Below are 21335 nucleotides of genomic sequence, written 5' to 3' on the forward strand. Positions count from 1 at the left end.
AGTGAAGCCGCAATGTGGGGCTACGACCATTATCATAACGAGTGTACTGGTAAGTATTATCTTAACTTTGGTAATGGCAAGCGCCAAAGGTGTATGGTATCAGCTCAAACACAGCAATAATCAGGTTGATGGCCGTCGATCGTATTGGCAAGCAGAAGGTGGGCTTGAATGTGCATTCACTAAGATGTTAGGTAGTGGGGAACTGACTCAAAATTTCAGTGATTGTATCGCAATGCTGGGCTTAGATGAGCTGAAAATTGAACAAGGAACGCCCAATATCATTCGCTCTAGCAGTGGTTATGTCACTTTGAGTAAAGCTTTCTATTTACCTGAGCTGAAAATAACCAGCCCTATAACAACAAGATCGAATTTGCTGGTCAATGGCAATCTGAGTATCGACCCCAATATTGGCCCGAGAATAAATAACACCGATTGGCAGTGCTACTCATTGCGTTATATTGGAGAGCTTTATGCGCAAAGTTTCTCAAGTAAGTATTCTTACCAAGCTGATCTTGAAACTCGTTATTTTCCTAGCGTAAATAGTTTTCCAACAGTAGATAGTATTCCACGCCGACAATGCGCCGACTCTTATTTTACCAGCCTAGCGTGGCGGTTAGAAGATACCCTAAATGACTTTAGCTTTGAGCCGGACATTGACCCTTTTAAAGAGGTGTTTAATCTTGAACGCCACGAATGGTTTAGTGTGATGTCAGATACGTCTCGGCTAGCGCATGTGCCCATTTGGCTAACCGAGTCGATGCCCACTGATGCTACCCAGTTGCCAAAGGCTGTGTTTATTAATAATTGTGGTCAGGAGGTTGTGAGCTTAGTGAAAGCGGCTCATCAGCTGATTTGGGTGTATGGTGGATGTGAGCTTAGTGACGAGGATATCTACGCGATTAATCTTGCTATTGAGACTCACTTAGAATCCGGCTTAGTGCTAGTTTTTCACAACGGTATTGTTTCCATTTCAGCTCAGCAGCCACTTAAAGGGTTGGTCTATCATTTGGTGACATCCGATTTACCGCTAGGTGACAACGACTGGTCAAAGACAGCAAATGATAAGCCACCGTCAGCTTTGGGCCAAACGATAGAGGAACTGTCATTTGTCACTCGGTTACGCAAACAGCAAGTGAGTTATTTTCAAAATGGCCGCTTTTATCCACTTGGAGGCTTAGTGCTCGATGCACCTGAGCGCTACGCTTTAATTAATGGGTCACTAAGCACAGAGTACAGCAAGTATGTGACCGAATCTGTTGCACGTGATTATCACTCTTTAACATGGGTTTTAGGCAGCTGGTATGACTTCTAATCAAGCAGGTACGAGTTTGATAGAAGTATTGATCGCGCTTGCGATAGTGGCGGTGAGTGCGATGGGACTCGTGAAACTCCATATTGATATTGAAGCTAAATCTGGAATGGCGGAAAAAAGATTGGCTGCTCTTAGTCTGGCTGAGTCGAGCTTGGAAGCCTTCTCAGCCCATGGATACTGGCCAGAGGGTTGCCAATCTACAGCTGGGTGCGCTTCTATTGACGGCGAGCATTTACAGCGACATTGTACAGTAGAGTCTGTGTTACTTGGTGGTACACAAGCTAAAAAAGTCAAGATTGACGTTTGCTGGAAAGGGCGGCACGGTCGTGTTTATGCGATCAGCTTTAATACGTTGTTTGTCATGCAGGGTATGGTCGGCTCTTAAATTGGGCTAAAATTATTATGCTAAAGCATCAATATGGGCGCTTTTACTTATCTTGAGTTAATTGTAAAATTATCCAATACCCAGATATATAGCTAGGAGCTCCTTTGCCACAACCTCAATTTAGCGAACAAGATCACTTATTTATGCAAAGAGCCATAGAGCTAGCAGCACAGGCTGAACTAGAGGGAGAAGTGCCTGTCGGCGCGGTACTTGTAAGAGAAGGGAAGATAATTGCTGAGGGGTGGAATCAGTCTATTGCTCTGCATGATGCGACCGCCCATGCGGAAATGCAGGTGTTGCGCAAGGCAGGGCAAAAATTAAAAAACTATCGACTGCTTGATACCACCTTATATGTCACACTCGAGCCTTGCCCAATGTGCGCCGGTGCACTGCTACATAGCAGAGTGCAGCGCATAATATTTGGAGCACAGGATTTAAAGTCGGGCGCTGCGGGAACCGTTTTAAACTTGTTCGAGCACCAAGCTGCTTACCACCATGCAAATATAGAGCAAGGGTTATTAGAAGAAGAGTGTAGGATACAGCTGCAAGCTTTTTTTAAACGTCGCCGTAAAGAAAAAAAAGCCCTTAAGCAGCACATCAAAGATCAACAGCCTCCAGAACATTAGAGTCTGCATGCCTTTCGCTATTCATTGAGCATAGAAAGATGTCAGACTCTATCCAATACATGTTTATCCGTAGTAATTAAGTACAAATGAGCTGCATAAAGGCTCGGTGGCGTGCAATCACTTTTTTCTTGTTATTACTGAGCATTCTTTTGCGACGGTTGGCCGCAATGGTTTTACTAAAGCGCCTTGACTGAATTTTGTTTCTACGCATATGAACACCCTCCTAAGTAGGCGTATATTTTTGATACCAGTTACTATGTTTGGGCGCAGGGCAATAATTCAAGTGCTTAAATGCACTTGAATTATTAAACTTTAATTACTCTTGCGTTTGCTCAGGTAATACAGCTTCTGCTGTAGAGAGTGCCGCTTCTGGAAGTTCAATTACAGCTAGGTCGTCAATGTTAACATCGCTATTTTCGATGGGTTTTTGATCAATGTGGCCGATGATGCTTTGGTAATAACGGCGAATATTTTCGACATAATTTTTAGCTTCATCTCCTCTAGCGTAACCATAGCGTGTTTGACTGAAGTATTTTTTCTGCCGAAGTAGCGGTAAACGATCTTTGACGTCGACCCATGAGTTGGGGTTCGCCCCTTGCGTTTTGGTCAGTCTTCTTGCATCCATCATATGCCCGTATCCGACATTGTAGGCGGCAAGCGCAAACCAGATTTTTTCATGCATGGCGACAGAGTCAGGAATACGAGAGACCATACGTCGTAAGTATTCAACGCCTCCGCGTACTGATTGCTGTGGATCGAGGCGGTTAGTGACTCCAACACTTTTCGCGGTGGGTAAGGTCAACATCATCATACCACGTACACCAGTGGGGGATTTTGCACGTGGATTCCAGTGAGACTCTTGATAAGCCAAAGCGGCGACCAAACGCCAATCAAATTCGTCAGAATATTGTTTAAACAGCGGTGACCATTGAGGAAGCTTGCTATTCAACGCTCTGATAAAAGCGCGTGTGTCGACATAATCAAAGCTACCAATATGGCCAATATACTTTTCTTCTAATGAAGCAAGGAGCCCAGATTGTTTGGTATAACCAAAGAATTCAATCATCAAGGCATATAGGCTTTCATCTTCGGAGCGTCGCACAAACCATGAAATGGGTTGGTCTTCGGTAAGCTCAAAAGCGACCGCGACTTCTGGATAAACCCTTTGTGAAAGAGATAATTCAACTGAATCAGCGACAGTAAACATCAGCTCACCTTGGGCAACTTGTTTTAGCAAATCACTGACTTCGGCTTCCGGGTCGACTTCAAACACAAAATCTGGATGTTTTTTTTCCCTGATAGTATTGAGCGTTTTTTTTACATGGGAATCACTAACGATTTTGAGCATGGCAGCTGGGTCATCATTGTCGTCATGTCTGTTGACTAGCTGCTCTAGATTCCGTGGTCGCCAGTTGCCTTTTTTGTAGACGACTTGCTGGCTGACATAGTAATACGCTGGGCCGGGGCGAAAACGTTCCATCCGTTCAGGCGATAGAATAAGGCCTGCTGCAATGACATCAATCTCACCTTTTTCAAGCGCAGGGTAGAGTGACGATATTCGATAGGCGGGCTTCATTTCAAGTTGAACCCCGAGCTCATTGGCAAATTCACGTGCCAATTCATAATCCAAACCAGCAGGGCCATCAGGGCCAATATAATAGGAAAGCTGGTTGTTTAACGTACCAACGCGTAGTACGCCGCGCTCACGAATTTGGTCTAAGTCACTTTTAGGCTCAGATTCGATTTGGCAGCCGGACAAGATTAAGGCAGAAACCAACAAGGTGCTGATGGATGTCCAACGTTTTAAGTAATGCTTCTTCATTGACCACATTCTCATACTTCCATTATGAGCATTTATATCAGAGTGTCGTGACAAGGCAAGTCAATCAGGGCTAAGATTTAAAATTGCGATTACGGCGGTAATTCAAATTTGCAGAAAAAAATGACGCAAACGGTTGCCTTTGGTGTTACATCACAAAAATAAATCCTTTATAATACGGCTCGACATCGCGAGGTAGCATCGGCATAAGTTCGAGGTATTTTCATATAACCTTCTGAGTTTATTCCCATATTACCTTAATACAAGAGACCTAAGCACATGAGAATTTTGCGTGGCTCCCCAGCTCTTTCTGAGTTTCGTGTTAACAAACTACTCGAACTTTGCCGTGAACAAGACTTGCCTGTTATAGGAGTTTACGCTGAGTTTATGCATTTTGCTGATCTAACTGAAGACCTAAACCCGTCTGAGCTTGAGAAAGTTGAAAAACTTTTGACTTATGGGCCGACGATAGAAGAGCATGCGCCGCAAGGTCTGTTACTCTTGGTGACGCCGCGTCCGGGGACCATCTCACCTTGGTCTTCAAAATCAACCGATATCGCCAACAATTGTGGTTTGGATAAAATCAAGCGCCTTGAACGTGGTACGGCGTATTATCTAGATACCTCTTCTTCGCTGTCAGAGGATCAAGTTCAGCAAGTTAAAGCCATTATCCATGATCGCATGATGGAAGTGGTGTTTACTGAACTTGAATCTGCGTCGGCTTTATTTACGGTTGCAGAGCCGGCACCGGTTGCTGATGTGGATATTCTCAATGGTGGACGTGCGGCATTGGAGAAGGCGAATCTGACGCTGGGTCTCGCTTTAGCAGAAGATGAAATTGATTACTTGGTTGAGAGCTTTACGACACTTGGCCGTAATCCAAATGATATTGAACTTATGATGTTTGCTCAGGCTAATTCAGAGCATTGCCGTCATAAAATTTTTAATGCCGATTGGACAATCGATGGTGTTGAGCAGCCTAAGTCTCTATTTAAAATGATTAAAAATACCTATGAGACAACACCTGAGCACGTATTGTCAGCGTATAAAGATAATGCTGCGGTAATGACAGGTTCGAAAGTAGGTCGTTTCTTCCCAGATCCTACGACTCGTCAGTATGGCTATCATCATGAAGATACCCATATTTTGATGAAAGTAGAAACGCATAACCACCCGACAGCCATCTCCCCTTGGCCGGGCGCATCAACAGGATCCGGTGGTGAGATTCGTGATGAAGGCGCAACCGGAATTGGAGGTAAGCCCAAAGCGGGTTTGGTTGGTTTTACCACGTCTAACCTGCGTATTCCTGGTTTTGAGCAGCCTTGGGAAACCAATTTTGGCAAACCAGATCGCATTGTTAATGCGCTGGATATTATGCTTGAAGGCCCACTTGGTGGCGCTGCATTTAATAATGAATTTGGCCGCCCGAATCTGCTAGGCTATTTCCGTACCTACGAAGAAAAAGTCACTTCACATGCTGGTGAAGAAATACGTGGTTACCATAAGCCCATCATGATCGCGGGAGGTATGGGTAACATCCGCGATGATCACGTACAAAAGAAAGACATTCCAGTCGGGGCGAGCCTAATAGTATTAGGTGGCCCAGCGATGAACATCGGTCTTGGCGGTGGCGCCGCTTCGTCAATGGCTTCGGGTCAATCAGCAGAAGATTTAGATTTTGCTTCAGTGCAGCGTGAAAACCCTGAAATGGAACGTCGCTGTCAGGAAGTCATCGATCGTTGCTGGCAGTTGGGTGATGATAACCCAATCGCCTTTATTCACGATGTGGGTGCTGGTGGTATTTCTAATGCGCTTCCAGAACTGGTTGATGACGGCGAACGCGGTGGTAAATTCCAGCTGCGTGATGTACCTAATGATGAGCCGGGAATGAGCCCACTTGAAATCTGGTGTAACGAGTCTCAAGAGCGTTATGTGTTGGCGGTTGCTAAACAAGATATGCCGGTATTTGAAGCTATTTGTCAGCGTGAACGCGCGCCTTATGCTGTTGTTGGCGAGGCAACTAAAGAGCGCCACCTGACTTTAGAAGACTCACATTTCGACAATACGCCCATTGATATGCCGATGGATATTCTGCTTGGTAAGGCGCCGAAGATGCATCGCGATGCAACCACGCTAAAGGTGGATAGCCCTGCAATTAACCGTGATGGTATTGAAATCAATCAAGCGGTTGATCGCGTGTTGCGCCTTCCTGCGGTTGCAGAGAAAACCTTCCTTATTACCATTGGTGACCGCACGGTGACTGGCCTTGTCGCCCGTGACCAAATGGTGGGGCCTTGGCAAGTACCGGTAGCTAACTGCGCAGTGACTGCGGCAAGTTATGATACTTACCACGGCGAAGCCATGTCAATGGGTGAGCGCACCCCCGTCGCCCTACTAGACTTTGCAGCCTCTGCACGTTTGGCGGTTGGAGAAGCGTTAACTAATATTGCTGCCACCGATATTGGTGATATCAAGCACATTAAATTGTCAGCTAACTGGATGTCGCCAGCCGGTCACCCAGGTGAAGATGCAGGTTTATACCAAGCAGTAAAAGCCGTTGGTGAAGAGTTGTGTCCTGCGCTTGGCTTGACCATTCCTGTTGGTAAAGACTCTATGTCGATGAAAACAAAGTGGCAAGATAACGGCGAAGACAAGAAAGTGACTTCACCACTGTCACTGGTTATTACCGCCTTTGGCCGAGTTGAAGATGTGCGCAAAACCATCACGCCACAGCTTTTAACACCAGCGACGTCACAAGGCTTAGGTGAGACTTCGCTGGTGCTGATTGATTTAGCTAACGGTAAGAATCGCCTTGGCGCGACGGCGCTTGCGCAAGTATATAAGCAATTAGGTGATAAACCTGCCGATGTCGATAACGCAGAGCAGCTGAAAGGCTTCTTTGATGCGATGCAAACTCTGGTGCGCAAAGACAAACTGCTTGCCTACCATGATAAAGGCGATGGCGGCCTTGTTGTGACTCTGGCTGAAATGGCATTTGCGGGTCACTGCGGCGTGCAGGTCGATATTGCTCAAATTGCAAGCGCTGCGCAAGAGCAAGACGTATTAGCCGCTCTGTTTAACGAAGAACTTGGCGCAGTAGTGCAAGTGAGCAGCGACGAGCTAGACTCGGTTCTCTCTACTTTATCCGCTTATGGCCTTGAAAGCTGCACTCATGTCATTGGCAGCGTAGAAGCGTCAGATAAGTTCGTCATCACATCTGGTGATGAGGTACTTCTTGATCGCTCACGTACTGATCTTCGCACTATTTGGGCAGAAACCACGCATAAAATGCAAGCGCTGCGTGATAACCCAGCGTGCGCCGATCAAGAATTTTCAGCTAAGCAAAACGATGCTGATCCAGGCTTGAATGTGTCTTTAAGCTTTGATGTTAACCAAGATATTGCAGCGCCTTATATTGCCACTGGCGCGAAGCCGAAAATGGCGATTTTACGTGAGCAAGGTGTTAACTCTCACGTTGAAATGGCCGCAGCGTTTGATAGAGCTGGTTTTGAATCAACCGATATCCACATGAGTGACATTCTAACTGGTCAAGCAGCACTGGATGAGTACCACGGCCTTGTCGCTTGTGGCGGCTTCTCTTATGGTGATGTACTGGGCGCGGGTGAAGGTTGGGCAAAATCTATCTTGTTTAATAATGCGGCTCGTGAGCAATTTGAAGCTTTCTTTAATCGTGACAATACTTTCTCATTGGGTGTGTGTAACGGCTGTCAGATGCTTTCCAATCTCAAGGGGTTGATTCCGGGGGCTGATCTTTGGCCACGGTTTGTGCGCAATCAATCTGAGCGTTTTGAAGCCCGCTTTAGTTTGGTTGAAGTGCAAAAATCCGATTCAGTTTTCTTTGATGGAATGGCTGGCTCTCGGATGCCAATTGCGGTTTCCCACGGTGAAGGCCAAGTAGAAGTTGAAGGTGGCGATCACCTTGCCGCGATAGAGCAATCTGGCACAGTAGCTGTACGTTATGTCGATAACTTTGGCAAACCGACTCAGCAGTACCCGAATAATCCAAATGGTTCGCCAAATGCAATCACAGGTTTAACCACTCAAGATGGCCGTGTAACCATTATGATGCCGCACCCAGAGCGTGTGTTCCGCACTGTGGCAAATTCATGGGCACCGCAAGATTGGGGTGAAAATGGCGCTTGGATGCGTATGTTCCAAAACGCGCGTAAGAACCTAGGCTAAGTCGGTATTTCATTTCTAAATACAAAGATAAAAAGCGCAGGTCATTGGCTTGCGCTTTGTTTTTCATGACTAGAAAAATAGGGCGCTTTTGTTATAGTAAGCTTATTTTGTACGCTAAGGAAAACCAATGAGCCTAGAACATTTTGAGACCATGGATACCTTTATCCTACTTAGCATGGTGAATATGAAAATTCGCGATGAATTTGGCGATTTGGACAGCCTAGTCCGATTTTATGATATTGATAAAACCAAGCTGGTAGAAAAACTCGCTGAAGCTGGCTTTGAATATTTAGCCGAAGCTAAGCAGTTTCGCTAAGCCTTTGGCCGTCCCTTAGTGGCGACTGCCCAAATCTTCATCATGCGCTTGCCCTGGTATCATTCGAGTTAGCTCCTGACAGCGAACAATTTTGCCCTCATCGGTTTTCTTCTTATCGGTTTTCTTTATCGGTATTGATGAGATAAAGATTACCCCAATAAAATCTGGCTGACTTTCGATAAAAAGACTACCAATTTACTTATATGGCCAATTTGGGCTTTCTACTAGATCGTGATACTCAGCAACAATACTTGGTGCTTTTTAGTCGTAAATTCTCTTATTTAAGATTTATCTAATTTAAGTGCCTGAAATGATAAATTAAAATAATAAATTTATTGTGAGTAATGTCAGATCATGCAATTTATTTATTTAATGTATATAAATGTAAATTACAATCCCAGCTTGGAAATTATTGTGTCAATTTATGTGTTTGCTATACGCAGACACATGAGCCGTATCGGCTAGCTTTAATGGAGCAGAACATTTTCTGGTGCGTTATATCATGTGACATCCCGTGGTAATGCACGGCAACCTATTTATCTAGACGAGCAAGATTTCACTTTATTTATAGAGGTTTTGGTCAAAAACCAACCCGATAGATTTGCTATCTATACGGTAGCTGCAAAATAAAACCATGCCTCTTGATATTAAGGGGGCTTTTAAACGTCAATCTTAAAACCAAAATAGGTTAATGATGAAAAAATAGCTTTAATCTTTACGCTTTTATTTAGCGCTTATTCTTTTGCTGATGTAAATACCCAGCCGCGTATCGTGGATAGAATCAGTATGGATAATAGTGGTATATATTACTTTAAATCGGATCAAGGTTGGGGAGCGCCAGGTTGCAAAGATGCCCAACATCTCTTTATTGTAAAGCATGAGACTCCGACTTCAGAAGCCATGTTAAGTCTTGTACTTTCTTCGCAAGCACAAAACAGAACTATATACGCTAGAGGAAATTGTAAAGATGCTGCGCATTTTAAGGTAACTCAGCTTTACCAAGGAGCAAAATAAAACAACCAATATTTAATAGAAAATAAAAGAGAAAAAAATGAAAAAAATAATCGTATTAGGGTTACTATTCGCCAGTTCATCGGTATCGGCAGGCTATGGATGCTCAGGTACAGTCAAAAATGTTTTGGTCTATGGTAATGGAAAGGTAAATGTCAGAACCAGTTACAGAGGTGACTATACCGTTATGTGTAGCCTCAAAAATGATTGGAAAGGTTTGAGTCCAGAGGCTTGTAAAGGTATGCTAAGCACTTTATTAACCGCTCAGTCGACAGGAAAAAAATTGCGACTTATTACACATCGTATACATGTGAAACTTTACCTCACTATGGCTCAGCTCCTGGCCCAGTTTATGTGGGCATTGTTAACGATTAAAAGTAAGCGTTTAAATTAGGAGGCAAGACTTGCCTCCTTTTAAAAGAAAACTAATAAAAAATTATTTTTCTAACTATTATATAAATATAGGATTTTACAATGAAAATTAAACTCTTCCCACTGATATTAACTCTTATTTCAACATTTTCATTTGCTGATGGATGTGAAAACTGGGGGTGTGAATCAACAATAGAAATGCTTTATACAAAAGTTAATGGCGATATATATATAGGCACACCGCTTGATGAGAGGAAAGCAAATTGTAGTCCAATATCCAATGTGTATTTTACACTAAACCCTCAATCGAATAATGCATCACAAGTATATTCCAGCCTTTTATCTGCATATATGTCCGACAAAAAAATCGTATTAAGGATCAAAGAAGGTCACCCTAAATGTGAACTAGAGTACGTGCAGCTTAAATCAAACTAACCTAGTAAAAACAGTAAGTTTTAGTCAGTTAAAACGTCCAAGCTGCGCCTAGTGCACCTGTTATAGCCTAAGTGATCAATTTTCTTCTTAAAACTTACAGGTTTTGAGGAGAAAACTCAGTATTATTTTAGAGTTATGGTGAATAGGTGATGGCGAAGAAAAAAATACTTAGCGTCTTTGGTACTCGGCCAGAGGCGATTAAAATGGCACCTTTAGTTGATGCGCTAGCTAAAGATGCGCGTTTTGAAGCAAAATGCTGCGTGACCGCGCAGCACAGAGAAATGCTCGATCAGGTGCTTGAGGTGTTCTCAATTACCCCAGATTACGATTTAAATGTGATGCAGCAAGGTCAAACGCTCAATGAAGTCACTGCGCGTATTGTGCTTGAACTTAAGCCAATATTAACAGCGTTTAAGCCAGATATAGTGTTAGTGCATGGTGATACGGCCACCACTTTTGCTGCGAGTTTAGCGGCCTATTATGAGCAAATTGCCATTGGCCACGTTGAAGCAGGGCTTAGAACGGGCGATCTCTATTCGCCGTGGCCAGAAGAAGCCAACAGGCGACTCACTGGGGTATTTGCGCATTATCACTTTGCGCCAACCGAGACCTCAAAAGCCAACTTAGTGGCAGAAAATGTTCCACACAAGCGAATTTGCGTCACGGGTAATACGGTTATTGATGCTCTGCATCTGATTAAAGAAAAATTGGGCTCAGACTTGGAACTTAAAGCCGCGCTTAAACGCCAGTTCCACTTCTTAAAGCCAGATAAAAAGCTCATTTTAGTGACAGGCCATAGACGAGAAAGCTTTGGCACAGGGTTTGAAAATATTTGCCAAGCATTAGTCACGGTGGCACAAAATCACCCAGAAGTTGATATTGTTTACCCCGTGCACCTTAATCCTAATGTGCAAGAGCCAGTTAACCGCTTGCTTGGCGGCATCGACAATATTTCACTGATTGAGCCTTTGCAGTATTTACCTTTTGTCTACTTAATGGATAAAGCCGATATTATTTTAACCGACTCGGGTGGTATTCAAGAAGAAGCGCCAGCCTTGGGTAAGCCAGTACTGGTCACAAGAGAAACGACAGAGCGCCCAGAAGCGGTAAAAGCAGGTACCGTAAAACTGGTTGGCACAGAAGTGCACACTATTACGGCTCATCTTGAAACCTTGCTTTGCTCTCAAAAAGCCTATCAGGCCATGAGCTTTGCTCATAACCCTTATGGCGATGGCAAAGCGTGCGCAAGAATATTGGCACAATTAGCCAAGTAGAGATTTTAAAGTAAGTACTTGCTTACTTTAAACCATTAAGATTATAAGACATAGATTAATGATGCTATCACCAAAAGTGACTAATGCCAGATACGCCGTAAGCGCCATATTTTTGCGCCGTGGCTAGGTCATTGACGCTCACTCCGCCTAGAGCAAAGGCTGGCATTTTTGCAATACTGGCAAGCTGTGAAAAGCGTTGCCACCCAATCGGTGTGGCTTGTGGGTGGCAGCTGGCAATATGAACGGGAGAAATCGTCACAAAGTCACATTTTACGCTGTTGGCAATCTCTAGTTCAGCTTCATTGTGACATGAGGCGGCGATATAGCGCGCCCCCGCTTTTTTGATATCTTTGATAAGCGCTGTATCTTGGGCATCTTTTGAGGTTAAATGGACGCCTTGGAAAGGGCCAAGCTGGCTGCCATCATATGAGGCTGAGTTTAGCAAGACTATACCCGTTAGTTTCGAGCCCATTACCTCTTTGAGTGTGGTGAGAGTATGATTTTTGGCTCGGATTTGACTCATGCCAGCCCTACATTTTTTCTCTAGCATCTGGGTAATAACGTCTAAGTTTTCTTCATTACCTGTAATGGCGTATTTCCTTGGTAATTGGCTCAAGCTCAGTTCCTTATCAATATACCGCTCAATCTAGTAGGAAAATACCACTAGCCTGCGTTTTTATAAAGGTTATGCAGTGTCTTCAAAATCTGAAATCAGCAGGTTGGCTGCCGCAAAAGCGGCTTTTTCTCGTATTTCTTTAGGCAGGTCGTTTTGCGCGGCAATATCATTGAGCGCGCGTAAGGTGCAGTTAATGGCTTTCGGCACATAGGCTTGATCGCCGCTGCCGATTTGGGCGTAAAGTTCTCGAATTAACTCACAACAGTCATACACTTTCATTTTTAATTTATTCCTTTTTCATTTATTTAAGGTGCTATTGAATATACCCATAGTAACGACTGAACCCTAAAATATGGTTTGATCGCGCGCAAAGGATGGGTTGATATGGCCAAGTTATCCCCTTTGGGCTGATTGTCTCAAAATCAGGCTTTATATAGGTAAAAAAATAGATTTTACAAATTAATAACATATAGTGCCGAGTTCATAACAAGGAAAATAAAATGAAAAAAATACTATTAGTTTTAATGGTTTGTATGTCGGCAATGGCTAGTGCATCTGAGGAAGAGTACCCATGCCCAGAAGGTAAAGTGTTACGTTGCGGTGCTACAACGGGCTGCTTTTGTATGCCTGAGAACTAAGCCTCGCTAAATAACATTCGGTTAAAGTAAAAATGGGACCAAACTGGTCCCATTTTTGGATGTGAGTACCCACCCAAGTCATGACTAACTTTGCAGCTGCAATTCAAGTTGAGCAGTCAAATCTGGTGCTAGTTGCAGCTGTTTTGCGAGCTCTTGCAGGTAAGCCTTCTCCATAAAATTTTGCTCGTCAATAACAATCAATGAAGCAAGATAGATTTCACTGGCTTGCTGTGGCGATTGTGCAAGCTTGGCAATTTCACTTGGATCTAGAGGCTTATTCAGTTCATTGCGCAGCATAGTTTGCAGCTGAGTATCTGCTCCCGCTTCTTGAAGCGTCGACTCAATACGTTGCATCTCATCATTATCTACATGACCATCGGCTTTTGCTGCGGCAATCATAGCTTTTAAAATTAGTTGTTGGTGTATGTCGTCATCGCTATTGAAGTTCTCACTATTTTCGGTGGCTGACTGCTTACTTTGCCAATTATTGTATGCAGAGTATGCGAGAGCTCCAAGTGCCGCCGCGCCGCCAATCTTTAGTGCATTTTTACCGACTTTTTTGCCGAGCTTTTTACTCTTTTTAGAGCCCATTAATAGGCCGACGAGTCCACCGCCTAGAGCGCCTGCACCGAGTGTTTTAAGCGAACCAGAGCTTGAGGCCTGCTGAACTTTCTGTTGGCCTTGGCGAGCGAGCTCAGAGTTTAATGCCTGATTGAGTAAACTTTTTAAATCCATTCATGCCTCCTTGGTTTTAGCCAGTCTAGCTTAACGTAAATGAATACAAGATTAATACAGGCATTGATAAAAAGGATGTGAGTGAGAAATAAAAAAAACGGGCCAGCCCGTTTTTTTATTTATAAACAATTAATCTTGCGCATAGCCATGAATGCCAAGGCGCTGACCATCTAGATAGGCTTCTTTGCCATTTTTCATCGTTAGACGTTCTTCAACCAGCCATTGCACAACCAAAGGGTAGATATTGTGCTCTTGAACTTGGACACGCTTGGTGAGTGTATCCACAGTGTCATCTTCAAAGATTGGTATTTTGGCTTGGAGGATAACAGGCCCTCCATCGAGTTGTTCAGTCACAAAATGCACACTGGTGCCATGCTCTTCATCACCGGCGTGAATAGCCCGTTGATAGGTGTTAAGACCAGGGTATTTAGGCAGTAGTGATGGGTGAATATTGATCATGCGCCCCATGTAGTGACGAACAAACTCGCCACTAAGAATACGCATATAACCGGCCAGTACAATCACGTCCGGTTTATACTCATCTATTTGCTTCATTAACTCTCGATCAAATGCATCGCGGTTGTCGAACGTATTAGGATCTAAAGAATGTGCGGCAGCGCCCGATTTTTTTGTACGTTCTAAGCCATAAGCTGTTGCTTTGTTTGAAAAAACAGCACTTACTCGGCCCGTTGTGATCTTATCTTCACAAGCGTCAATAATCGCCTGTAAGTTTGAACCATTTCCTGAAACTAAAACAACAATACTTTTCATCGCTTATTTGATCTCAACTTGTTCTTCACCTGCATCAGCATCGGCAATATCACCAATGATCCATGCTTTCTCGCCTTCAGCTTCAAGGAGTTCAACCGCTGCTTGAGCTTGGCTTTTAGGTAGAGCTACGATTAAACCAACACCACAGTTGAAGGTGCGATACATTTCATGAGTGGTCACATTGCCTTTTTCTTGTAACCAGCCGAAGATACTTGGCCATTGCCAGCTGTTGCCATCGATAACTGCTTTGGTGCCATTTGGCAAAACGCGAGGAATATTTTCCCAGAAGCCGCCACCCGTAATATGAGAAATCGCGTGGATATCATGCTTTTCGATCATTTTAAGTGCAGATTTGATGTAGATCTTCGTCGGTTCTAGTAAATGTTCACCTATGGTTCGACCTTCAAGCTCTTGGTGAGTATCGGCACCAGACACTTCAATGATTTTACGTATCAGAGAGTAGCCGTTTGAATGCGGACCACTTGAACCAACGGCTATAAGCGCATCACCAGCAGCGACTTTAGTGCCGTCAATTATGTCGGCTTTTTCAACCACACCAACGCAAAACCCTGCCACATCGTAGTCTTCACCTTCGTACATACCGGGCATTTCAGCGGTTTCACCACCGATCAAAGCACATCCAGATTGGACACAGCCTTCTGCGATACCAGAAACCACATCCGCAGCGGTATCAATATCAAGCTTGCCTGTTGCATAGTAATCGAGGAAAAATAAAGGCTCCGCACCTTGAACTATCAGATCATTGACGCACATAGCGACAAGATCGATGCCGATGGTGTCATGTTTGTTCATATCCAGTGCAAGACGCAGTTTTGTCCCAACCCCGTCGGTGCCTGAAACAAGTACTGGTTGCTTGTATTTGGTGGGTAACTCACACAGAGCACCAAACCCCCCAATGCCCCCCATGACTTCAGGGCGGCGAGTTCGTTTAACGGCCCCTTTGATACGGTCAACTAGAGCGTTACCAGCATCGATGTCTACGCCAGCGTCTTTATAGCTAAGAGAAGTGTTATCAGCACTCACAAGCAAGTCCTCAGTTTAAATATTGGATATGAAATCGGCACTATTCTAACAGTGGACAACACTATATGGCAAACGTTTGCGTGGGTTTTTCTTTTGTTCTAACTCAAGAATTACATTACGAAATCATTTATAATCAGCAGGTTTGTTTAAATTTTACCTAAATACTCGGAGATGGAAATGAAAGTTGTTGAAGTAAAACACCCTCTGGTTAAGCATAAAATTGGTTTGATGAGAGAAGGTGATATCAGTACAAAACGTTTTCGTGAGTTAGCAACGGAAGTGGGCAGTCTGCTGACATATGAAGCGACTTCTGATTTTGCAATGGAAAAAGTCACCATTGAAGGTTGGAATGGTCTTGTTGAAGTAGAGCAGATCAAAGGTAAGAAAGTTACTGTAGTACCTATTTTGCGTGCTGGGTTAGGCATGATGGATGGCGTACTTGAGCACGTGCCAAGTGCTCGTATCAGTGTTGTAGGCATTTATCGTGATGAAGAAACGCTTGAACCTGTGCCTTACTTTAACAAACTCGCTTCACACATTGACGAGAGAATTGCTTTGGTCGTTGATCCTATGTTGGCAACAGGTGGGTCAATGATCGCAACCATCGACTTGCTCAAAGAAAAAGGTTGCAGCCAAATTAAAGTATTAGTGTTAGTCGCAGCTCCGGAGGGAATTGAAGCTCTTCAAAAGGTGCATCCAGATATTGAACTTTACACTGCGGCCATCGATGAAAAGCTTAATGATAAAGGCTATATCATACCTGGCTTGGGCGATGCTGGTGACAAGATATTTGGTACTAAATAAGCGCGTAAGATTGAACGAAAGAAGGGAACTTATGATCCCTTCTTTCGTGTGTTAATTTATGCGGTTAGTTATCTATATTATTATCAAGAAACTATGATGATTAAAAACTATGTTTATTACCAACCTTTTACTATCCCACCTTGGAAAATCTTATAAGCGGCGCTATAGACTTCTTCAGTTTGGTAAGATTTGATGAAGTTTTGTACTTTTTCGGCATTAACATTATCTTCGCGTGCCACGATGATGTTTACGTATGGTGACTCTTTATCTTCAACAAATATCCCGTCTTTTTCTGGAGTAAGGTTGATAGAGCTGGCATAAGTTGTGTTGATTACAGAGAGTGCAACATCATCTAAAGAACGTGGAAGCTGAGCGGCATCTAGTTCAACTATTGAGACATTTTTTGGATTTTCGCTAATATCACGGACTGTAGCCAGTAGACCTACATCTTCACGTAGTTTTATGATCCCTTGTTGTTCTAGCAATATGAGTGAACGGCCAAGGTTGGTAGGATCGTTTGGTACAGCAATACGATCGCCTTTAATGATTTCATCGACAGATTTTATTTTCTTTGAGTAGCCTGCAATTGGGTAGACAAAGGTATTGCCAGCAATAGCGAGCTTGTATTCACGATCTTTGATCTGTTGATCTAGGTAAGGTTTGTGCTGAAATGCATTGATATCAATTGAACCGTCATCTAATGCTGCATTTGGCGTGACGTAATCGGTAAAGGTGACAAGTTCAACATCAAGGCCGTATTTCTCTTTTGCTACTTTAGCAGCCACTTCAGCGACTTGTGCTTCAGCGCCAGCCATCACACCCACTTTAACTTTGTTTGTATCGGTTTGTTTGTCACCACACCCTGCTAACACTAGAGCAGAAGTGGCTAGGGCTGTAGCGAGCAGGCCTTTAAATCCAAATTTCATGACTTTCTCCTTAACTTCAATTCAAATATTGTTATCTATGATCGACTCGGCGCACAAGGGCATCGCCGATCGATTGAATAATTTGTACTAAAACAATTAACATCACGACTGTTACCGCCATGATCACCACATCATAGCGGTGAAAACCATAGCGAATGGCTACATCACCCAGTCCACCGCCACCAACGGTGCCTGCCATTGCTGAGTAACTAACCAAAGTGACAAGCGTAATAGTAACTGAGTTAACTATAGTGGGTAGCGCTTCAGGCAATAAAACTTTAGTGATGATTTGTAGAGGTGTTGCGCCCATAGATTGTGCGGCTTCTACTAAACCCGTTGGAACTTCGAGTAAAGCACTTTCAATCAGGCGAGCAACAAACGGAATGGCTCCAATGGTGAGCGGGACAATGGCGGCAGTTGTGCCAATAAAAGTACCCACTAGAATTTTAGTGACTGGAATGATGGCGACCATTAACACGAGAAAGGGAACCGAGCGGCCAACATTAACGATTGCACCCAATAAACGGTTCAGCTTGGTGTTTTCCAGCAAGCCATCTTTTTTAGTGGTATGTAGAATAACCCCTAAAGGGATGCCGACAGCGAAGCCCACTATACCTGCAACTGCCACCATATATAGAGTTTCCCAAGTTGCGGTGATTAAAAGTTGGCTATTGATATGTAACCACTGTGAAAGAACGTCAAAGGACATAACCGAGTACCTCTACTTTTACATTATGTTCACGCAAAAATTCAATCGCACCGTTGTCATCATTTTCATTCCCAAAGAGCTCTGCGACCATCATGCCGAATTTAACGCCGCCAGCGTAATCGAGATCAGAACTAAGAATACTGACGTCAATATTAAACTTGCGTGCAATTTGACTCATCACTGGTGCGTCAACCGTTGCTCCAGTAAATTCAAGGCGTACTAACGGATAACTGCCCTCTACTCGTGTTGGTTGAAGGCGTGCCTGATAATCATCAGGGATAGATAAATCGAGCGTTGAGCGAATAAATTCATGGGCGAGATCAGTTTTAGGGTGAGCAAAGATGTCACCTACTGAGCCACTTTCAACTAGCTCCCCACCACCTATAATCGCAACATCATGGCAGATACTTTTTACTACATCCATTTCATGTGTGATAAGAAGAATTGTGATGTTGAGCTTACGGTTGATTTCTTTTAGCAATTCAAGAATTGATTGCGTGGTAGCAGGATCAAGAGCGCTGGTGGCTTCATCACACAATAAGACTTTTGGATCGCATGCTAACGCCCTTGCAATAGCAACACGTTGCTTTTGTCCACCGCTTAAATTCGATGGGTAGCTCTCGTGTTTATCAGCCAGACCGACAAGGTTAAGTAGTTCCGTCACCTTGTGTTGGGCATGTGTTTTTTCTTTTCCAGCAAGTTCGAGAGGCAAGGCCACATTATCAAAAACAGTACGAGATGACAGCAGGTTAAAATGCTGGAAAATCATGCCTATATTACGACGGGTTTCACTAAGTTGTGATTTAGATAACCTTGTTAGATCTATACCATCGACAATAATGGAACCACTCGTTGGTGCTTCCAACATATTGACGCAACGAATCAGCGTACTTTTCCCTGCTCCTGATGAACCAATCACACCAAATATGGTTCCCTGAGGTATATCAAGGTTAATATCCTTGAGAGCATGTATCTCTTTGCTTCCTTGCAGAAATACTTTGTTTACTTGATTTATTTCAATCATCGAGAAATCCGAGAACAGGTTAGGGCCAGCTAACGCTTTGAACATCAATGATGCTTGAAAGCTAGCAACTCCCAGTGAATAGTAGAGTGTTTGACACTATGCCGTATAGATAACAGATGCTATGGCTTCATACGAAACCTGTCAATAGATATTTTTACGTCTAGACGTCTAAATGCCTTTTTTCATCTAACCGAAGAGGAATTAGATAGTGCTGAATGAAATAAAGCGTGTAATAATTTAAGCATGTGTAGGCCTTTCTAGCAAAACGCAATCCTGAAAGGCGAGTAATAAATAGTAAATATAGAGAAATACATGTTGCCAAAACCAGCTGTTTTTTTGGATCGTGATGGCGTCATTAACGTCGATCACGGTTATGTACACGACGAGCATGACTTCGAATTTATTGAAGGGGTGTTTGAAGCAACAAAAAAACTCAAAGATATGGGCTATATGCTGGTGTTGGTTACTAACCAATCTGGTATCGCTCGTGGGAAGTTTAGTGAGGAACGTTTTTTATCGCTTACCCAGTGGATGGATTGGAATTTTGTTGATAATGGGGTCGAATTTGACGGCTTTTATTACTGTCCTCACCACTTAGAGCATGGGCAAGGAAAATATCAACAAGATTGTGATTGCAGAAAGCCCAAACCAGGTATGTTTATTTCCGCGCGTGACTTTCTCAATATCGATATGGCTAACTCTGTGATGGTGGGTGACAAAGCTGAGGATATGATGGCCGCTCAGGCTGGTGAAGTTGCTACGCGTATATTGGTTCGAACGGGTAAGCCGGTAACGGAGCAGGGACAAGCTTTAGCATCTGTTGTGCTTGATAGCATCAAAGATGTTCCTGAGTATTTATCACAATAAAGGAACGGCGTAGCAGCGATTTAATAAGGTCTCTTTTACTAGGTAAAGAATGATGAATTTGAAAGTACTGAACATCGCTTTGTTCGCTATCATATTGCAGAGTTGTAGCTCCCAGTATGTGACTTATTACTGCCCATCAGATAAACACTTTGATGTGGTATTTTCAGAAGATCATGAAAATGCAGTACTTAGGCTGGCTAATGAAGAATATTCGTTAATGCATGTTCCTGCTGGCTCTGGGGTGAAATACATTCTCAAAAGTGATACAAAATCGACCACCCATCCTCTGATTTTACATACAAAGGGCGATTATGCGCGTCTAGAAGTTGGATCTGAAGTTTATAAGGGTTGTAAAATATAGCTGTTTTAACTGATTAATTTTCCAAAAGGAATTATGAGTAAAAAACTGACCATTGTTGATATCGCAGCACTTTCAGGTGTTGGGAAATCTACCGTATCTCGTGTTTTGACTAATGATCCTAAAGTCAAACCTGCAACTAGGGCAAAAGTCGAGCGTGTTATAGAAGAATCTGGTTATGTTCCTTCTAAATCAGCGCAGGCCATGCGTGGTGGCAGTCAGAAAGTCGTTGGGGTGATTATTTCCCGTTTAGATTCGCCATCAGAAAACAGAGCGGTCGGTAGCATGTTGCAGGTGTTATATCGTAATGGGTATGACGCTGTCATTATGGAAAGTCAATTGAATCGTCGCTTAGCCAATGAACATCTTGAGGTACTTGGCAAACGTAATGTAGATGGCGTAATCGTTTTTGGTTTTAGCCACTTTGATGTTGAACGGTTAGCAAGTTGGCAGGGAAGATCTGTGGTTATTGCTATGGATACCAATGCGACGTCATCGATTAATTATGACAATGATGGTGTGATTCGCTTAGCGCTAGAGCATCTAGATCGCCATGGCGTTCAAGAGATTGCTTTCATAGGTGTTGATCCTTTAGATCAAACAACGGGTCATTTACGTTTACAAGCCTATCTTGATTGGTGCGATGAAAATGGGCGTCAAGTCAATTACCAAACAGGTCAGCTTGACCTCGAAAGCGCTTATAAGTTGGTTGATCAAGTTTTAACAAAGGGCACTCAGGCGATTAGCTGTGCAAGTGATACTTTGGCACTAGGGGTTATCAAACGACTCCAGGAGCTTGGTAGAGAAGATGTGATGGTTACAGGTGTGGGAGGTAGTGAGTTATTATCGTTTCTTTTCCCCAGCGTCTTTAGTATTGATCCTGGTTACGCCAAAGCTGGAGAGAAGGCCGCTAACCTTCTGATTTCTTGCATTAATGACATCGTTGAGCCTGTCCATCTTACTCAAGGTCCAATTCCAAATTAACTTCCTTATTTTATGTGGTTTAAAATTATACTGTGATCTTATTCAATAATTGGGATCGTTCCCATTTATATCTTTCGATAGATTTGACAGTATTGAACTCAGCTTG

24 protein-coding genes are annotated in these 21335 nt (G+C 43.3%); 14 read left to right on the forward strand and 10 right to left on the reverse strand.

Annotated elements, in window-relative coordinates:
• Nucleotide 1: 1 nt before the first annotated feature.
• From KO511_RS17080 to tadA, 3 genes are all read left to right on the forward strand, one after another.
• Entirely contained in the window at nucleotides 2–1312 is a 1311-nt protein-coding gene (locus KO511_RS17080) for a hypothetical protein (RefSeq protein WP_215988614.1), read from the forward strand.
• Complete coding sequence (locus KO511_RS17085; protein ID WP_215988615.1) at nucleotides 1302–1697, forward strand: type IV pilus modification PilV family protein; 396 nt, start codon at nucleotides 1302–1304, stop codon at nucleotides 1695–1697. Before KO511_RS17080 ends, KO511_RS17085 begins: the two co-directional genes overlap by 11 nt.
• 104 nt (nucleotides 1698–1801) lie before the next feature.
• Nucleotides 1802–2323, forward strand: coding sequence for a tRNA adenosine(34) deaminase TadA (gene tadA / locus KO511_RS17090; protein ID WP_215988616.1), 522 nt, complete (start codon nucleotides 1802–1804; stop codon nucleotides 2321–2323).
• Between the two features lie 76 nt (nucleotides 2324–2399).
• Here the strand turns inward: tadA and KO511_RS22480 are convergent, their stop codons facing one another.
• Nucleotides 2400–2534 carry a hypothetical protein gene (locus KO511_RS22480; RefSeq protein ID WP_289847800.1) on the reverse strand — a complete coding sequence of 45 codons (135 nt, stop codon included), beginning with the start codon at nucleotides 2532–2534 and terminating at the stop codon, nucleotides 2400–2402.
• Between the two features lie 105 nt (nucleotides 2535–2639).
• Nucleotides 2640–4145 carry a membrane-bound lytic murein transglycosylase MltF gene (gene mltF / locus KO511_RS17095; protein ID WP_215988709.1) on the reverse strand — a complete coding sequence of 502 codons (1506 nt, stop codon included), beginning with the start codon at nucleotides 4143–4145 and terminating at the stop codon, nucleotides 2640–2642.
• Between the two features lie 276 nt (nucleotides 4146–4421).
• Here mltF and purL point away from each other — a divergent pair, with 276 nt between their 5' ends.
• The 6 genes from purL (at nucleotide 4422) to wecB (ending at nucleotide 11753) form a co-directional block, all read left to right on the forward strand.
• Nucleotides 4422–8345, forward strand: coding sequence for a phosphoribosylformylglycinamidine synthase (gene purL / locus KO511_RS17100; RefSeq protein ID WP_215988617.1), 3924 nt, complete (start codon nucleotides 4422–4424; stop codon nucleotides 8343–8345).
• Between the two features lie 127 nt (nucleotides 8346–8472).
• Nucleotides 8473–8661, forward strand: a complete 189-nt coding sequence (locus KO511_RS17105; protein WP_215988618.1) for a DUF4250 domain-containing protein — start codon at nucleotides 8473–8475, stop codon at nucleotides 8659–8661.
• 786 nt (nucleotides 8662–9447) lie between these two features.
• Nucleotides 9448–9675, forward strand: coding sequence for a hypothetical protein (locus KO511_RS17110; protein WP_215988619.1), 228 nt, complete (start codon nucleotides 9448–9450; stop codon nucleotides 9673–9675).
• A 37-nt stretch (nucleotides 9676–9712) separates the two neighbouring features.
• Nucleotides 9713–10066 (forward strand): hypothetical protein, encoded by a 354-nt coding sequence (locus tag KO511_RS17115; RefSeq protein ID WP_215988620.1) that lies wholly within the window; start codon nucleotides 9713–9715, stop codon nucleotides 10064–10066.
• Nucleotides 10067–10146: 80 nt separating this feature from the next.
• Entirely contained in the window at nucleotides 10147–10479 is a 333-nt protein-coding gene (locus KO511_RS17120; RefSeq protein WP_215988621.1) for a hypothetical protein, read from the forward strand.
• Nucleotides 10480–10628: 149 nt separating this feature from the next.
• Nucleotides 10629–11753: a non-hydrolyzing UDP-N-acetylglucosamine 2-epimerase gene (gene wecB / locus KO511_RS17125; RefSeq protein WP_215988622.1), complete on the forward strand. Its 1125-nt coding sequence runs from the start codon at nucleotides 10629–10631 to the stop codon at nucleotides 11751–11753.
• 67 nt (nucleotides 11754–11820) lie between these two features.
• On the opposite strand, the gene KO511_RS17130 is transcribed toward wecB, so the two are convergent.
• Together KO511_RS17130 and KO511_RS17135 are read right to left on the reverse strand one after the other, a co-directional pair.
• Nucleotides 11821–12369: a thiamine phosphate synthase gene (locus KO511_RS17130; RefSeq protein WP_252724425.1), complete on the reverse strand. Its 549-nt coding sequence runs from the start codon at nucleotides 12367–12369 to the stop codon at nucleotides 11821–11823.
• A gap of 69 nt (nucleotides 12370–12438) precedes the next feature.
• Nucleotides 12439–12648, reverse strand: a complete 210-nt coding sequence (locus KO511_RS17135) for a YaeP family protein (RefSeq protein WP_215988623.1) — start codon at nucleotides 12646–12648, stop codon at nucleotides 12439–12441.
• 221 nt (nucleotides 12649–12869) lie between these two features.
• Here KO511_RS17135 and KO511_RS17140 point away from each other — a divergent pair, with 221 nt between their 5' ends.
• Nucleotides 12870–13007 carry a hypothetical protein gene (locus KO511_RS17140; RefSeq protein ID WP_215988624.1) on the forward strand — a complete coding sequence of 46 codons (138 nt, stop codon included), beginning with the start codon at nucleotides 12870–12872 and terminating at the stop codon, nucleotides 13005–13007.
• A gap of 84 nt (nucleotides 13008–13091) precedes the next feature.
• On the opposite strand, the gene KO511_RS17145 is transcribed toward KO511_RS17140, so the two are convergent.
• The 3 genes from KO511_RS17145 to purM all read right to left on the reverse strand — a co-directional run bounded on the left by KO511_RS17145 (nucleotide 13092) and on the right by purM (nucleotide 15557).
• A complete protein-coding gene (locus KO511_RS17145; protein WP_215988625.1) occupies nucleotides 13092–13742 on the reverse strand; it encodes a tellurite resistance TerB family protein in 651 nt (216 codons plus the stop codon).
• A gap of 129 nt (nucleotides 13743–13871) precedes the next feature.
• Complete coding sequence (gene purN / locus KO511_RS17150; protein ID WP_215988626.1) at nucleotides 13872–14513, reverse strand: phosphoribosylglycinamide formyltransferase; 642 nt, start codon at nucleotides 14511–14513, stop codon at nucleotides 13872–13874.
• A gap of 3 nt (nucleotides 14514–14516) precedes the next feature.
• A complete protein-coding gene (gene purM / locus KO511_RS17155) occupies nucleotides 14517–15557 on the reverse strand; it encodes a phosphoribosylformylglycinamidine cyclo-ligase (protein ID WP_215988627.1) in 1041 nt (346 codons plus the stop codon).
• Nucleotides 15558–15734: 177 nt separating this feature from the next.
• Here purM and upp point away from each other — a divergent pair, with 177 nt between their 5' ends.
• On the forward strand, nucleotides 15735–16361 hold the full coding sequence (gene upp / locus KO511_RS17160) for a uracil phosphoribosyltransferase (RefSeq protein WP_215988628.1): 627 nt from the start codon (nucleotides 15735–15737) through the stop codon (nucleotides 16359–16361).
• A 116-nt stretch (nucleotides 16362–16477) separates the two neighbouring features.
• On the opposite strand, the gene KO511_RS17165 is transcribed toward upp, so the two are convergent.
• The 3 genes from KO511_RS17165 to metN are packed head-to-tail and all read right to left on the reverse strand — an operon-like array spanning nucleotide 16478 to nucleotide 19020.
• The gene (locus tag KO511_RS17165) at nucleotides 16478–17287 is read right to left on the reverse strand and encodes a MetQ/NlpA family lipoprotein (protein WP_215988629.1); all 810 of its coding nucleotides are present in this window, start codon (nucleotides 17285–17287) and stop codon (nucleotides 16478–16480) included.
• Nucleotides 17288–17318: 31 nt separating this feature from the next.
• Entirely contained in the window at nucleotides 17319–17996 is a 678-nt protein-coding gene (locus KO511_RS17170) for a methionine ABC transporter permease (protein WP_215988630.1), read from the reverse strand.
• Entirely contained in the window at nucleotides 17986–19020 is a 1035-nt protein-coding gene (metN, locus tag KO511_RS17175) for a methionine ABC transporter ATP-binding protein MetN (RefSeq protein WP_215988711.1), read from the reverse strand. Before metN ends, KO511_RS17170 begins: the two co-directional genes overlap by 11 nt.
• Before the next feature lie 315 nt (nucleotides 19021–19335).
• Between metN and gmhB the strand changes: the two genes are divergently transcribed.
• From gmhB to treR, 3 genes are read left to right on the forward strand one after another with little or no spacing between them, the layout of a single operon-like run.
• Nucleotides 19336–19887 (forward strand): D-glycero-beta-D-manno-heptose 1,7-bisphosphate 7-phosphatase, encoded by a 552-nt coding sequence (gene gmhB / locus KO511_RS17180; RefSeq protein ID WP_215988712.1) that lies wholly within the window; start codon nucleotides 19336–19338, stop codon nucleotides 19885–19887.
• Nucleotides 19888–19936: 49 nt separating this feature from the next.
• Nucleotides 19937–20248, forward strand: a complete 312-nt coding sequence (locus KO511_RS17185) for an MliC family protein (RefSeq protein WP_252724426.1) — start codon at nucleotides 19937–19939, stop codon at nucleotides 20246–20248.
• Nucleotides 20249–20281: 33 nt separating this feature from the next.
• Entirely contained in the window at nucleotides 20282–21229 is a 948-nt protein-coding gene (gene treR / locus KO511_RS17190) for a trehalose operon repressor TreR (RefSeq protein WP_215988631.1), read from the forward strand.
• The last annotated feature ends 106 nt before the right edge of the window (nucleotides 21230–21335 follow it).

It is taken from the genome of Vibrio hepatarius, assembly GCF_018860525.1.
Taxonomy (GTDB): Bacteria; Pseudomonadota; Gammaproteobacteria; order Enterobacterales; family Vibrionaceae; genus Vibrio; species Vibrio hepatarius_B.